This window comes from Polystyrenella longa (genome assembly GCF_007750395.1).
In the GTDB taxonomy this organism is placed as follows: domain Bacteria; phylum Planctomycetota; class Planctomycetia; order Planctomycetales; family Planctomycetaceae; genus Polystyrenella; species Polystyrenella longa.
The window spans coordinates 5,560,320-5,574,340 of the sequence record NZ_CP036281.1 but is presented as its reverse complement, the minus strand read 5'-3'; the positions used below and the strand labels follow the sequence as shown (position 1 = coordinate 5,574,340).

Below are 14,021 nucleotides of genomic sequence, written 5' to 3'. Positions count from 1 at the left end.
ACGTAGAGAAAGGAGCACATAGACTGTATAAATATTACCAACCTGTCAATATGTAATTCAGTAATTCCCGATTTTTATCCGATACGCAATAGAAGCGTTCTCGCAGAAATCTTTAATTTCCCTTGAGTTCTTATCGCACCGACATTCGCTTCAATTTATTTTGAAGAATTCGCTAAGCTTCATATTCTGTCAAAGAAATAATTTCGCTTTTTGAAGATCCCTATTGTGAATATTCAGAAATTTACTCAATCCGTATCGGTCGATTCTGAACAGCTTGCCGCAGTGCTGGCTGCGCGTTGATATAGTAATTCGCCGTCGTTGACATCGACTCGTGCCCAAGGATTCTCTGAACGACTGCCGTAGGAGTCTGGGCAGCAATCAAAGCGGACGCACAGGAGGACCTGAAATCTTTAAGTGTGTATCGGTCTTCCTTCTCGAACTCTGCCACGTCCATCAGATGGTGCCAGTCGTGGTAAAGATTGCGGTAATTATCGTAGTCCCATGGAAAAACGGGGGTCTTAGAACGTGGAGGATCTGCGATAGTCTTCCATCCGTTCAAGATATCCGCAATCCCCGGCTGAATGGGAATAACTCGCTCCTTCCGACTCTTGGAGGTCGGTGCTTTAACACGGATTTCGAGGAAGTCGAAATCGATATCCTCCCAAACCAAGCCAAAAAGCTCCCCCCGTCGAAGCCCTCCGTAGTAGGCCACGTACAGCCAGGCCCGCCACCATTCGGGAGTCGTAACCTGTAGTTTCAGTTCCGGATTCTCCAATACCTGAATTATCATGATGAAGTCAGATTCAGGGATGAATGTCGGCTGCTTTCGATCTTCTTTGATGAAGATTCCCGAGAAGCTGGGAGCCTTAGAAATGTGCTCCTGTTGTTCGGCCCATTTGAGAGCGACTTTGAGATGCCGCAGGTCTTTATTGACCGTAGCCTTGGCAACCTTCTCAATACGCATCGTCACAAAGCGATCCAAAACCGCCCGGGTAATGCCTGATAATAGCGCGGGGTTCATCAGTCCTGTAAACGTCTTCAGGCTGAACGCGTAACAATCCACCGTCGTTTTCGGTTTGCGACTCCGCTGGCTGCTTAGGAACTGTTGGATGAAATCGTCCCAGGAAATCATTCCATCCGTCAAAGTGGACGCCGCAAGCTCCTGTTCTTTGTTCCGTCGAATCTGCTCCGCCTTTTTCTTTACGCTCGTTCGGGTTGATTCCCGAATCTCTTTCCAGCCATTTCCGCCATTACAACGGATCCAGAAGCGAATGTACCAGTTGGGGGATTTACTCGGACGTTTTTCCAAGTAGACCTTGCGGATGTCTTGTTGCATTTCAATTACACTCGACTCAAAAGATGTTTCGAAGTTAATCCAACGGAGCGAATTCGTCCGCTGCCGGATCAGATAAAACAGAGTCGGTGTGACAGGGGTGGGAGAATCCCAGAAGAAAAAACGGGGCACCCATAAAGATCGCCAGTCAGAGCCCTTTCAGAAGTTCAGACAGGCTGATTTTAAGTGCCTGGGCGATCCGTTCCAGATTCCGCAGAGCGAGGTTCCGTTCTCCCCGCTCAATACCTCCCATATACGTCCGGTCGAGACCGCATTCCGCAGCAAAGCTTTCCTGTGAGTATCCCTGAGCTTTTCTCAGTTTTCTCACCCGGTTGCCGAAGCGGTTCAGGATGTCGGGGCTGGCGTTCATTCCGAAAGTATCCGGAATAGACGACTTTCGACCCCGTATCGTAAACATATTCAGCCGACATTGAAAACGAGTGATTTCAAGTAGTTATGTTGCTGATGAGCGATGGTTTTCGGACGAGATTCGTTTCACTGCTCGAAGCTGATTGTCAGATTCAATGCGAAAATAACCTTCCGAGCGCAACGGTAGCGGGAAATCACAACACGAGGACCGACATCTATTCGAGGCTGATTCAAGCTGCGTCGCGATAGTAATACTTGAGCAGCCCACCGAGACGTTCTCTGCATTCGATCTTGCCGGCGACAGATCCAATTTCTTCACCAGGATCAATCAATTGATTATCGAGTCCCCGTATCTTAAAAAAATCACCCTCAGCCGTGATATCATGCAGCTCTGCCACTTGAGAAGTGAGTCGCCTTTACTCTACCAATTCAATCTCACCGGGTCGCCAAGTCTTGTTGATCCATGGTTCCAGAGGCCCATACATCCTCAAGATAGAAAACCAGCTTTTTCCCGGTATGGTCTGCAGCCAATTGCCCTCTTTCCCACTGGGGGCTTTCGGCGCGAAGTAGACATCATAGGAGCCGTCTTCGTTCTTCTTCATCCCTTCTGTCAGGCTACCGACCGTTGGGAAAAGCTGGCCGGTCTGGAGTTGGCAGCGAGTCTGAGTGTCATAGAGAGTGACTGCCCAGAAGTTGTTGACCGGAACATTCGGAGGCAAATGCAGCTTATAGGTCTTTGAGCCGTCGAAGGGTTGATCGTTTTGATCCAGGAAGGCCAATGCATAATCGGAGCCAGCTCCGACATGAGTCGTCGCCATCGCGGGGGTTACACCGCCGGCGTTGTAGTAAAACAGCACACGAGCATCAAGATTCATGGTTCCGTCTGCTTCGAAGGACGTATTTCGGTTTGCATAGGCCGTCACCCACTGGCTCTTCGAATCGGGATAGATCTTCACACCATCGATGCGTGGATCGTAAGTGATGGAACGGCCTGCTGCATTCCCGAGCGTCGCGGCTTCGGTTAACAGCTTTTTCATCTTCTCATCAGGATTGAAGGGCTTTCCTTTCACGATGCCGATGGCCGCCATGTAACCACGAACTTCCGGGCTGACCGCCTCAATCGGTTCGTTTTGGACGATGTTATTCAAGACCTTGAAGTAGTCCAAGTTGCTCGGGAAGATCGTGCTGAACGATCTGCCGGACATGTTAATGAGCTCGGTCGGCTCTGGGTTTTCAGCATCCTTCAGTGGATAGACTTTCAATCCAGATTTGAAGTTTGCAACGGCGGCCTCCAGGCCATTCTTGACGGACCCGCGAAGGAAAAGGAAGTTACGGTTGGTAGGCGGCTTCAGGATGAAATACCCATCCGGGATTTCGCCTTCGTAGCCAGGAGGAATCAGGAGATATTTACCTCCCTTGCCCTTGTCCGGACCGGTGACACCCATGTTGCCGACAAATCGTTGCCAGGCGTCGTCGAGAAAGCCGAGCATGCCGGGTGGGATCTCGATGACTGTCGGGCCATCCTTAGCCAGATCCGTGGGAGCGTAGGCATACATTGTGGAGGTATTCGAAGTGATAACTGGCGTCCGGGAATCCATCATCTGTTCCCAGATGGCAATCTTGTTTGGTGCATCGGCACCTTGTTCCGCCATGCCCGCGAGTACGCTGTAGATGGAAACCGCACCGACGTTATCGAGGTAGACTGCGAGCGCACGCGAACGAATCAGGTAATCATAGACGAGATCGTTCGTGTCGCCGATCGGCACGCCATCGAAGAATTCCAGTTCTCCAGCAACCGTCTGGACTTTATCCGGGATCGACGCTGCTTTCGTTTTCGCTTCTTCCCGGGCTGGGTCGTCCTGTGCGTAGACGCTCGCCATCGCGAGCATAATGCTAAGTGCTATCGTGATGATGTTTGGTTTTATTCTGTTGAGGTGGCTATTCATTACAAATAATTCTTCTGTAGAAATGGAGTTGGCTTTTTCATGACGAAAACAACGTCGATTACTCGCTTCGCTTCTGAGGCGGTCCGGGGAACGTCCAAGTTCCATCGATGATCGCCTGACTCGGTTCATACATTCGAACGGCGTAGTTCCAGCCTTCCATGATCGGCAGACAATTCTCTGTGGTATCCGGATTCCCACCAAACCGGATTGTGTAGGAGCCATCACTGTTTGGCTTGGCAGTCAGGCTATTGAGACTGTATGCGTTATATCGGTTTTCTTGAAAGTATCCCTTAGCGTTGTAGAGGCTGATAGACCAGAACCCCTTCACAGGAACATCCTTTACAGTAATCTCGTATTCGCCGACGGGCAGGTTCGGTTGAACATTCACATATTGTGCGTCCTTGTCCGGTAGGCCGCCCCAGGCGGATGCTGTCCCAATCATAAAATGAACCGGATCAACATCAGCTTTGGAGCCGAAGGTCTGGGTATATCGTTTCAGCCCCTTGGCCAAATCAAGAATCGCATCAAGAGTCGCCTCATAGCTGGCTTTGTCGTAGTTCGGCAAAACAAATGGCTCGTCGGACTCTGTCGTAATATGAATCTGGTCCTGGAGTTTGTGGGCGATCTCCAGATCTGCTGGATCTTCCGGGTCTGCAAGAGTGCGAATGACCACGCCGACGTACGGCGTATCAAATTTCTCCATCGTCAATTCATAGGATCCAGCGCCGTAATAGACGTCATTCACATACCCGTCATTATTAATCACCATCAGGGACATGTATCGCTTGCCACAGTTGGGCATAGTGACCGTCGCGCCTTTTGAAATATTAATCACGCCGAGACTGTAAAGCGTATCCCGGTTCATCCGAATGACATTCTGTTTATCGATCGGCGTGGGCGTCCGATTACTGTGCACTTTATTGATGCCCGACTGTTTGATGATTCCGGCGAATTCAAAGTCTGTCTGTGCTTTATTGAAATTGTCCACATTAACAACTATCGGAGTCTCGGATTCGCTGGCTAGAAGTGACTGCGCGGCGGCGATCGCCACGGAGAATGTGCCTGTGAGAACCAGAGGAATGATGCTTAGTTTCATGTTCATTGAATTGATGGACTTTCTTATTGTCGTTGGTTACTCAATGCGCGGGTCGGGTTGTTTAGGATCGAAGCGGCAATTATTTTGACTTCTCGATGCCCGGTGGTTTCCAACTCCCTTTGCCAGGAGGGAGGACGGACGGTGACTCGGTTGTCGGCCAGTAGAGTCGCATCACGAGATAGACGGTGTCGTTTGGAGCGGGGAGCCAGTTGGCCTCCAGGTCGCTTCCGGGGTTGTCTTTCTGAATATAAAGAGTGAGAGATCCGTCCTCGCCCTTTTTCATGTTCGGAATCATTGGTGAGTTGATAAGGTAACGATTGATCGGGTTTTCGATCAGATACTGGGAGTTGCCATCATACATGGTAACCGACCAGAAAGCATTCACCGGCGGGTACTGCCCTGCAGGAAAGGTGATGGTGTAGTTGCTTTTGCTGCAATCGAGTGTCTCGCCATTGCCGTCCACGCGGGTCAACGGATAAACGGCCTCGACAGCGCTGTTGCCATAGAGGCCTGCTTTGGCGGTGCCGGAACGTTTGAGCCAATCGCCGTTGTAGTGAGCTTCGTCACCCGGGAGGGAGCCAATCTGCCAACCATTGACGTCAGTCATTCCCGAGGCCAGGAATGTGCTGATTTTTTCGTCACCGGCCTTCATCCCTTCAACGATGGCTTGTTGGTGCTCCGTCGAAAGTTCCTTCATGTCGAAGTTCTTATTCGGGCCAATGCCGATGGTTGCGAGCTTGGTGCGGATGTCCTTGTCCATCTCCGTTTCAGGAACGTATTCAAGTGCGGCGTCGAGGTAGCTCCAGAAGTTCTCCTTGATGCCGGCGGTGGTAGCTGGACTGAAGTCGATCGCGGGAGCGGCGGCAGGTGCGGGTTGTTTAAGGAAGGCGGAAAGCGGCTCAACTTGGTAGCCTTCCTGAACTTTGATCACGTTCGGCATGTCTTCAGGGTCAAAGAGCTGGGTGCGGTAAGCTACGAGGGAGAAGGGCGTGGTGGAAGTGAAGACTTCCTTGATGCCTTCAGGCTTTTCGCCTTTCCAATCGGGTCCGACGACCATGAAGCTACCGGGATCGTTGCCGGTGGCGCGACTGCCGATATACCCGTAGTTGTAAGTATTACCGTCGCACATCATAACGGCGTAATAGCGTTTCTTTTCGACTGCAGGAACGGTCAGGACGATCGGTTCGGCTCGCAGGTCGAGCCAGGTAAAGGAATAGGGCGTGTCGCTATTCGGTGTGATGACCGCCGTGTCCTTGTAAGTGTAAACACGCGGCTCGTTCTTGAGTTGGTTGAACGGTGCCTTGAACTGGCTGCCCCCCTTATCGACTGCGTATTCATACATCACTGCGTAGTTCATCACGATTGGAAGGCCGTAGATGAAGCCCTCCTCGGCGAGGTCTTTGGTTTCCTCAGGTGAAGGAGGTGCCGATATGTCGACGGAATTAGTACTCTTTTGGTTACAGGCAGTGAACATGAGCGCGACGGCTGCGAGCGCAACGTAGGCGATGGTGTTTAGTTTCATTGTATTTGGTTTCTGGTATTTATTTTAATGTGATGTAATCGAATTTGACTGCGCGGGCTGCTCCGTTGTGGAACTGGCCTAAGTCGATCTAAACTAAATTGCCGGATTATTTCACTGGCTCGATCTCACCGGGTCGCCAGGTCTTCTTGATCCATGGCTCCAGAGGCCCATACATGCGCAGAATCGTGAACCAGCTCTTACCAGAAATGGTTTCCAACCAGTTACTCTCTTTACCTTCCGGAGCTTTCGGGCCAAAATAGACGTCGTAGGAGCCATCTTTGTTTTTCTGGAATCCTTCGCTTTGGCTGCCGACAGTTGGAAAAGTCTGGCTGGTTTGAAGTAACGACCGCGTTTGCGTGTCGTAGAGCGTGACTGCCCAAAAGTTGTTGATCGGAACGTGGGGCGGTAGATGGAGCTTGTAGGTTTTCGAGCCATCGAATGCCTTCTTGTCTGCATCAAGATACGCCAGTGCGTAATCGGAACCTGCTCCGGGGTGGCTTGTCGCCATGGCGGGCGTGACGCCGGTTGCGTTGAAGTAAAACAACGGTCGAGCATCCAGATTCATTACTCCATCGGCCTCGAAGGAAGTGTTTTTGTTCGCGTAGGCCGTCGTCCACGAGCTATTGGTATCAGGATAGATGAATACGCCGTCAATGCGTGGCTGATAGGAGATGGCGCGGGCTGTAGCATTGCCGAGAATGGCGGCTTCATTCAACAGTTTCTGCATGCGGGAATCGGGATTGAAAGGCTTGCCTTTGACGATGCCAATCGCCGCGAGTTGACCACGCATTTCCGGCCCGATCGCATCGATGGGTTCGACTTGCACCAACTCGTTGAGATCCTCGAAGAAACTGAAATCGTGGGTAACGATCGTACTGTAGCTCTTGCCGGACATGTTAATGAACTCAGTGGCGGGAGGATTTTTCGCCTTGGCAAGAGGGTAGATTCGGAGCTTCGATTTGATGTTCTCCACCGCAGGATCCAGTCCCTTCGCGATCGAGCCTCGCAGGAACATCAGGTTGTTGTAAGTGGGGAGCTTGACGATGAAGTAACCCTCGGGTTCTTCTCCGCTGTAGTTCGGGGGAAGCAGCAAATACTTGCCCCCCTTGCCTTTGTCCGGACCGATCACGCCGAGGTTGCCGATGAAACGGAACCAAGCGTCATCGAGGAATCCCAACATACCAGGAGGAAGCTCGACGACCAGCGGGCCGTCGGATTTCAGGTCGAGGTAGGTGAGGGCATATAAGGTTGAGGTGTTGCCGGTAAGATAAAGCGACGCGGGTTTGAGGAGTTGCTCGGTGATCGTGACTTTGTTCGATGAGTCCGCACCGATGCTGGCGTTGCCTTTACGCATGGCATTGAGTGAACCTGCACCCGAGTGATTCAGGTAAACCTCAACTCCCCGCATCCGGTCGAGATTGTCGTAAAGCTTGTCGATGGTGTAATCGTTCGGCACACCGTCGAAGAATTCGAGTTGGCCGATCGCTGTCTCGACCTTGTCGGGGATGGCAATGACGTTCATCGCTTCTTCTGAAATCTGGGCGAACACGGAACCGCAGGCGCCGAGGACCAATGCGCCAATGGCGGCGAATGGCAGGGAGCTGAATCTTGATATTTTTTTCAATGGAGTTTCTTTCATTGGTGTCGTACTTTGTCATGTACCTCATCGCGACGATCAGCAGCTAGTAGCGTAACGCGAGCTCGGTTGCTTCAGCTGGCATTGAGCGGTGCACGGCGGTTTTCATCAGCGACGATCAGACGTGTGAAGATTGCATAAATCGTCCACATGGTGCCTGTTCTCGGATGATAGATGAAATCAGACAATCGAATCTCTTTTAGTGTACAGCCTTCTTGTTGCAGACAGTATCTGGAATTTCCAGTTTGAGAGGTTTTTTTCTGATAGTCCCGTATCGTAAATTTATTCAGCCGACGTTGAAACCGAGTGATTTCAATTGGTTATGTAGCTAAAGAGCGAAGGATCTCGAACGAGATTCGTTTCGCGACTTGAGGATTGTGATCGGATTCGATGCCAAAAGCACCATTCGAGCGCAGCGGTAGCTCGGATTGACACAAGAATTGTGGTACGCGAGCACAGTCGTTTCACGCCGCGTCGCGGTAGTAATACTTGAGCAGACCGCCGAGACGTTCGCGGTATTCGATCTTGCCTGCGATGCATACGACTTCTTCACCAGGTTCAATCAACTGATTGTCGAGTCCCTGATGATTCCTTTCCGCGTAATAGTGAGCGACGTATTCTTTCAGCGCTCGTTCGATAGAGTGTTGACCGAAGAAGATCATCTTGTTCAGACACTCATCTTTTACGCTTCACATGAATCGTTCGAGATACGCATTCATGTTCGGACTTTTCGGAGGAAGCAACACCGGTTCAACATCGCTCTGTTCCTTCAGAAAAGATCGCAGCGGCTGGAAACAAGTATCGCGATCAAGAATCAGGTGCGTCGCGTTTTCGAGGAAACCGTCGCTACCCGTCAGATTACGGGTGACTTGTTTCACCCAGTCTCCATTCGGGTTGGTAGTAATGCCTGCGATCTCAACGCGTCGTGACTTCAACTCCATCACCACCATGACGTAGAACGTCGTCAGACCCGTTTTAGTCCACACTTCTACCGTGGTGAAATCGACGGCGAAGATCGCTTCCCAGTGGGCTTTAAGGAACGTCTCCCAGGACATTGAAGTGGGACGGTCGGGGGCAGGCTCAATACCGTTCGACTTGAGCACATTCCTGACAGTCGTGTCGGTGATGTGAAACCCAACATTGGACAAAGCCCCCTGAATTCGATCGGCTCCCCACGTGGGGTTCTCTTTCGCGAACCGCTGGATCTGTTCAACGATCACCTGTCGAATACGAGGTCGACCAACACGAGGTTTATTTGAAGTGTAATTCCATTTTCGGGAAATCAACTCCCGGTGCCAGCGGAGAATGGTATCGGGAGTGAAGATCGCGCCGAGTTCACTCAGTAACTTCCGACCAAGCTGTTTTCCTTTGACTGCCAAGCGGCGACGTTCATTGTCATTCAGCAGGACCCGTTTCTTACCAAGTTTATCGCGGAGGATACTATTTTCGGTCTTGAGGTATTCAATCGCCAATTGCTGTTCGCGATTCCACCAACTTGTCAGAGCGTAGACGAGCAGGTGCCAGGGCTGCATCACCATTTCCATCTAATCAGTTACCAAAGTGCAGGGGAGGGTTACTTTGGAACTATAGCCAGTCTCTGAGCAGTAGCACTAGCGAATCGTGTATCGTTGCCAGTCTTCACGACCGGAGACAACGGTTGTAATGAATGTGACGGCGAAAGCTGTTGCCAACTCGTCTGAGAATACATGCCTTCAGCGTTTCACAGACACCTTGATTTGTAGTGTTTTCAATACGGCTGAGTTTTTTTCACGGTACGGGATCTGTCAAAAGTCGTTCTGAATGAATTTGATCATAAACGGCACGCTGTTCCAGGAAACTTAACAGTGGTACCGACCAGCCATACGCCGACTGCTCCGTTTCTTCCCATTGAAATCCGGGGGGAAGACTGCGGTTGAGCTCATGATATCCCTGCAAGGCTGTTCCCAGTTGTCGCAACTGGTATTGGCATTGGATCCGCCGTGCTGATTCCCTGGCGGAACCGAGAGAAGGTAATAGAAGCGCAAGAAGCACAGTCAGAATGGCGATGACCGTGATCAGTTCCAAAACGGTAAAAGCACGCCGACAACGCGTCCTGCTTATTGAAGCGTTGTCGCACTTCAACCAGCAGATCTGCAAGCGTTGTCTGAAGGATCGATCACCCATTGACCCTGTTCTTTCATCCCTGAAAAGTGTGTGGAATCTTTCCGTTTGTTTCTACTAAGAAATCAGTAATTGCGTCAATCCCAATTCCTGAACTTAATTGCAAATGGCTTAACCTGACGTCGTTAGTGAATTATTACGTTACGCGATTAACCAGAAGTCTCAGGTAGACTGTGATTGAATGTTTCATTTGATTAAGGCTTGGGGATTTTCGGTGGTTTAACTTTCTCTTTGGGTTCATCCATTGAGACGACGGGCGGAAAACCATTCATGTTTCGCCACAGTTCGTACCAGAGTGGAACTTTCTCCAGAATGACCCAACCGTTGGCTCGGACCCCTTGTCGAAGGAAACGGTCTTGTGGCCAATCACCATCGGTGGGGTCAGGTAAAATCATCACTCGAAACTTACCTTTGCCATTGTCCGTCGCATCAATCGAAACAACATCGCCTCCGAAAGTACCTACAGCTACTGACGGCCATCCGGCGAACTGGACGGCCGGCCATCCTTCAAACTGAAGACGGACATGTCTTCCCACTTCGACCAGCGGAGCGTCGTTCCCATCCAACCAGATTTGAACAGCTCGATCGGAAGTTTCTGGAACAATAACACATATCGGATCCCCTTCCTTGAGGATTTGGCTCCCTTGGTTGGCATAGATCTGCGTCAAATAACCTTTAAATGGCGCTCTTACTTCCTGATTCCGTTGCCTTGCCAGTTTGGTTTCGATGTCGAAAAGACTTTTTTCTCCCTTGCTTACTTCGCTCTCTGCCTTGGCAATGTCGCTTTCAGCTTTGGCCACGTCCCCGAGTGTCTTTCGCAGTGCGGCATTGGCGTAATCGATATCAATCTGGGCTTTCTGCTCCTTGGCATTTCGGTCGTTTCGTTTTCCAACCAGATCGTTCTCGGCAGCTTTGATGTAGGCCTCCGCCTTGGCCACTTTAGCGATCGCTTCTTTTAGTTTACGATCTGATTCCTGGAATTTAAGCTGGGAAATAATATTCTCTTCGAACAATGTTTTCTGACGGGAAAAATCCGCTTTGATTTGCGAAAGCGCTGCCTGGTGTTCTGCCAATTGTTGCTTTTCCGCTTCTAGTTTATTTTCGGCGGCTTCGACGGCGGCTTCTGCTGATCCAATGATTTGTGCTTTAACAGTCTGATAAGTTTTCAATTGCTCTTCGTAAGAAGTCACAATCATCTCTGCCGCATCGCGGCTTCGCATACTCGCTTTTAATAAAGTACGCGTGGCTTCGACTTGTTGTTGAGTTGCAGTCAACTGTCCTTCAATACGGCCCAGGTAGTTTTCGTCGATGTCTGAAATAATCGCGATGAGCTCTCCCTTTTCGACAAGCGAGTTCTCAACGATATTCTCCCCGAGTGATACAATTCGTCCCTTGATTGGAGCTTCTAACGTCTGTTGGCGTTCGAGTGGCGCATACGCCACGACGTTGCCACTACCACGGACAGATTGCTGCCATGGTGAAACTGCGACGACGATAAAACTAATGACGATCATCACAAATAGAACACGACCCGTCCGTCGAGCTAACCGGGATGACCTGGCCAGCTGCAACGACGGCATTGCTTTTTCATCATAGGCAACGGGAGATAACATAAGGAATCACATTATTCTTTGTTGGGCTTAAGTCGCCGAAAAAATCAAAAACTGGAGTGAGTAGACTTAATTCAGGTCAGACATGTGAATGACACGGGGCATCAAATCCGCGACATGTGATTGGCTCGTCGCGACAACGAGCGTCCACTGATGTTCTGGTCGAGAAAGATATTGAACGATCTTCGCTGCTTCGTCTTTTTCCATTGCATCAAGCAGACCATCCAGAATGATTAGCCCAGGATGAGCCACGATAGCCCTGGCCAGACTGACGAGATTCCTCTGTTTTTCATTCAAAGGTGCCCCGGTGGAACTTAACACGGTTCCCAGACCATCTTGTAATTCAAGGATCGATTCACTTAAACCAATTTGTTGAAGCAAAGTTTGTAGATCTGACGCTCCGATATCTGAACGATGTAATACAATGTTGTCTTCCAGAGTCGCGTGAAATATTTCATTCGGCTTTGCGAGTGCGACTCGCTTTTGCAGAATGTCCGGTCGAATTTCCTGAGGGAGGTATCCGTCTAATGTAATCTGACCGGAACTCGGTTTTCGTAGGCCGCACATAATTTCCAGTAGGGTACTTTTACCACTTCCTGAAATGCCTCTAATACAGGTAGACTTTCCAGGGTCAATTTGCAGCGAACAGGATTTCAGTAGGGGGGACTCGCCGGTCCGCTTAAAACTAATGTTTCGAAGAATAACCTCGACAGGTCCTTTTTTCCCCAACCCGACAATTCCATCTTGTCGGTTGAGATCCAAGTCAAACAGTACACCGAGTTTATCGATGCCTGCTAGCAGGTCATAAAAACTCTCCATGTGCTTGCCAATTTTGGCAAATGCTCCAACGATCACCGTCACGATCAGTTCTGCTGCGACCAGTTGACCCAACGTCAGTTCTCCAGTGATGACTAGCCATCCACCAAGTCCAAGCAAGACCGTACTCGCGACCGCCTGAAGTCCCAAGGCAAAAAGGATTTGTCGGATAAGGACCCGGAAATGAGCTTTACGTGTGACTAAATAATTGGAAATCAGTCGGTCGGTTTGATTTAACGCAAAATCATGTCCACCAAAAGTTCGGAATGCAAGAGGGGAAGAGGCTATCTCTTCCAGCCAGGCAGCCATGTAATATTTGTTCTTGGACTCTTTAATCGCGCTGTCGACGGCACCATAGCCCAGCACGAAAATGATGAACGCAATCGAGGCAAGAAGAAACAAGTCGAATCCAAGTAACCAGGGATGATAAAATCCCAAGACAGCCATACCGATGATGGTACTTAATAAGAGTCGGATTCCATCAAGCAATAACTGAGCAGTCACTTTTTGCAATGTTACGACTTCAAAGAAGCGATTTACCATTTCGGGCAAATGATGTTTTTCTGTCTCTTCGAAACGGACACGTGGAAGTCGGTCGGATAAATCCGCCGCCACTCGCACGAATAATCGACGTTGAATAATCTCGACGACGTAGGTATTGATGCCTCGAAGTGCTCCCTGGAGCCCGAGAAAAATCAAGAGAATGATCGCTAATACAAACACCGGTTGTAGAAATCGCCCGAAGGCAACCGTGTTCACGAGGGCTTCAACTGCGATCGGTGTCGTTAACGAGAGGAGTCCGACGACGAATGAAAACACAAGAATTAACCAGATGTCCGGCCACTCAGGACGCAGTAATCGGTAAAGTCTCTGGAATGGTGTCAACTTACGTTTCGCGGTTTGGCTGATGTCGATAGGAGCCAGAGGATCGAAAACCAGACATTGAATTGATTTTTCTGGAGACGATTTTACAGACCTGTCTGGAGTGAGGGCAGTGCTAGTAATTTTTTCTAGCTTGTCGAGGAATTGTGAGGAACTTAATCGTCGTTCTCGAAGTCCCTTTTGATAATAGAGAAGGACATCGCTCGATCCAGGTTCTGGACGAATTAATATCAGTTCCGGTTCTTTGCGCTCGGACAGAATGACAACTGCGGCACCCGTTTCCGCGAATGCCTGAATATCTTCCCGATGGCATTCAATTTGTCGGCAGCGTACGCCCAGTGTGGTTGACGCTTCTTTAAACCAAATGTTCCATTTTTCCTGAAACGGTCCCGGCCAAGCTTGAACGGCATCCAGAAATGCCCGTTCAGGTGTTTTTCGGTCAGGGAGATGGTGCGGAAGCATCAACTGCTCAAATATCCAGACAACTCGATCGGTTTCCGAATTGTTGTCCCATATACTCATTAGCGTCGTACCCTGAGAGTCAGCTGATTAGAATGTTTTTTCCACCCTTTTTAGAGCAGAATTATGGTGCCAAGGATTTGAAGAGCACTACTGGAACCGAAAAAAAGTGTCATAGAATAGGTGAGTTAT

Annotated in this window: 12 protein-coding genes; all 12 read right to left on the bottom strand. The window is 49.9% G+C overall.

The features are described from left to right. Nucleotides 1–241 precede the first annotated feature (241 nt). Nucleotides 242–1,465 carry a tyrosine-type recombinase/integrase gene (locus tag Pla110_RS20465; protein WP_144998726.1) on the bottom strand — a complete coding sequence of 408 codons (1,224 nt, stop codon included), beginning with the start codon at nt 1,463–1,465 and terminating at the stop codon, nt 242–244. Nucleotides 1,466–1,481: 16 nt separating this feature from the next. Further along, complete coding sequence (locus Pla110_RS20460; protein ID WP_144998724.1) at nt 1,482–1,703, bottom strand: helix-turn-helix domain-containing protein; 222 nt, start codon at nt 1,701–1,703, stop codon at nt 1,482–1,484. A 229-nt stretch (nt 1,704–1,932) separates the two neighbouring features. After that, nucleotides 1,933–2,100: a hypothetical protein gene (locus Pla110_RS22745; protein WP_197440343.1), complete on the bottom strand. Its 168-nt coding sequence runs from the start codon at nt 2,098–2,100 to the stop codon at nt 1,933–1,935. A gap of 18 nt (nt 2,101–2,118) precedes the next feature. Continuing rightward, nucleotides 2,119–3,591: a DUF1254 domain-containing protein gene (locus Pla110_RS20455; RefSeq protein WP_144999797.1), complete on the bottom strand. Its 1,473-nt coding sequence runs from the start codon at nt 3,589–3,591 to the stop codon at nt 2,119–2,121. A gap of 115 nt (nt 3,592–3,706) precedes the next feature. Continuing rightward, a complete protein-coding gene (locus Pla110_RS20450) occupies nt 3,707–4,750 on the bottom strand; it encodes a DUF1214 domain-containing protein (RefSeq protein WP_197440341.1) in 1,044 nt (347 codons plus the stop codon). Between the two features lie 73 nt (nt 4,751–4,823). Further along, nucleotides 4,824–6,218 (bottom strand): DUF1254 domain-containing protein, encoded by a 1,395-nt coding sequence (locus tag Pla110_RS20445; RefSeq protein WP_390620504.1) that lies wholly within the window; start codon nt 6,216–6,218, stop codon nt 4,824–4,826. A 154-nt stretch (nt 6,219–6,372) separates the two neighbouring features. Beyond that, nucleotides 6,373–7,905: a DUF1254 domain-containing protein gene (locus tag Pla110_RS20440; RefSeq protein WP_144998720.1), complete on the bottom strand. Its 1,533-nt coding sequence runs from the start codon at nt 7,903–7,905 to the stop codon at nt 6,373–6,375. A gap of 461 nt (nt 7,906–8,366) precedes the next feature. Continuing rightward, nucleotides 8,367–8,564 (bottom strand): hypothetical protein, encoded by a 198-nt coding sequence (locus Pla110_RS20435; protein WP_144998718.1) that lies wholly within the window; start codon nt 8,562–8,564, stop codon nt 8,367–8,369. A gap of 27 nt (nt 8,565–8,591) precedes the next feature. Further along, nucleotides 8,592–9,434: a hypothetical protein gene (locus Pla110_RS20430; RefSeq protein ID WP_197440340.1), complete on the bottom strand. Its 843-nt coding sequence runs from the start codon at nt 9,432–9,434 to the stop codon at nt 8,592–8,594. A gap of 235 nt (nt 9,435–9,669) precedes the next feature. Continuing rightward, the gene (locus Pla110_RS20425; RefSeq protein WP_144998714.1) at nt 9,670–10,065 is read right to left on the bottom strand and encodes a DUF1559 family PulG-like putative transporter; all 396 of its coding nucleotides are present in this window, start codon (nt 10,063–10,065) and stop codon (nt 9,670–9,672) included. 191 nt (nt 10,066–10,256) lie between these two features. Continuing rightward, the gene (locus Pla110_RS20420; RefSeq protein WP_144998712.1) at nt 10,257–11,675 is read right to left on the bottom strand and encodes an HlyD family secretion protein; all 1,419 of its coding nucleotides are present in this window, start codon (nt 11,673–11,675) and stop codon (nt 10,257–10,259) included. Between the two features lie 66 nt (nt 11,676–11,741). Next, nucleotides 11,742–13,892: a peptidase domain-containing ABC transporter gene (locus Pla110_RS20415; protein ID WP_144998710.1), complete on the bottom strand. Its 2,151-nt coding sequence runs from the start codon at nt 13,890–13,892 to the stop codon at nt 11,742–11,744. Nucleotides 13,893–14,021: the final 129 nt, after the last annotated feature.

Bases quoted from the DNA above. Each gene is read 5' to 3' on its own strand.
- Pla110_RS20415 (WP_144998710.1), bottom strand. From the start codon at position 13,892: ATGAGTATATGGGACAACAATTCGGAAACCGATCGAGTTGTCTGGATA.
- Pla110_RS20445 (WP_390620504.1), bottom strand. From the start codon at position 6,218: ATGTTCACTGCCTGTAACCAAAAGAGTACTAATTCCGTCGACATATCG.
- Pla110_RS20425 (WP_144998714.1), bottom strand. From the start codon at position 10,065: ATGGGTGATCGATCCTTCAGACAACGCTTGCAGATCTGCTGGTTGAAG.
- Pla110_RS20455 (WP_144999797.1), bottom strand. From the start codon at position 3,591: ATGCTCGCGATGGCGAGCGTCTACGCACAGGACGACCCAGCCCGGGAA.
- Pla110_RS20420 (WP_144998712.1), bottom strand. From the start codon at position 11,675: ATGTTATCTCCCGTTGCCTATGATGAAAAAGCAATGCCGTCGTTGCAG.
- Pla110_RS20435 (WP_144998718.1), bottom strand. From the start codon at position 8,564: ATGATCTTCTTCGGTCAACACTCTATCGAACGAGCGCTGAAAGAATAC.
- Pla110_RS20460 (WP_144998724.1), bottom strand. From the start codon at position 1,703: ATGAACGCCAGCCCCGACATCCTGAACCGCTTCGGCAACCGGGTGAGA.
- Pla110_RS20430 (WP_197440340.1), bottom strand. From the start codon at position 9,434: ATGCAGCCCTGGCACCTGCTCGTCTACGCTCTGACAAGTTGGTGGAAT.
- Pla110_RS20440 (WP_144998720.1), bottom strand. From the start codon at position 7,905: ATGAAAGAAACTCCATTGAAAAAAATATCAAGATTCAGCTCCCTGCCA.
- Pla110_RS20450 (WP_197440341.1), bottom strand. From the start codon at position 4,750: ATGAACATGAAACTAAGCATCATTCCTCTGGTTCTCACAGGCACATTC.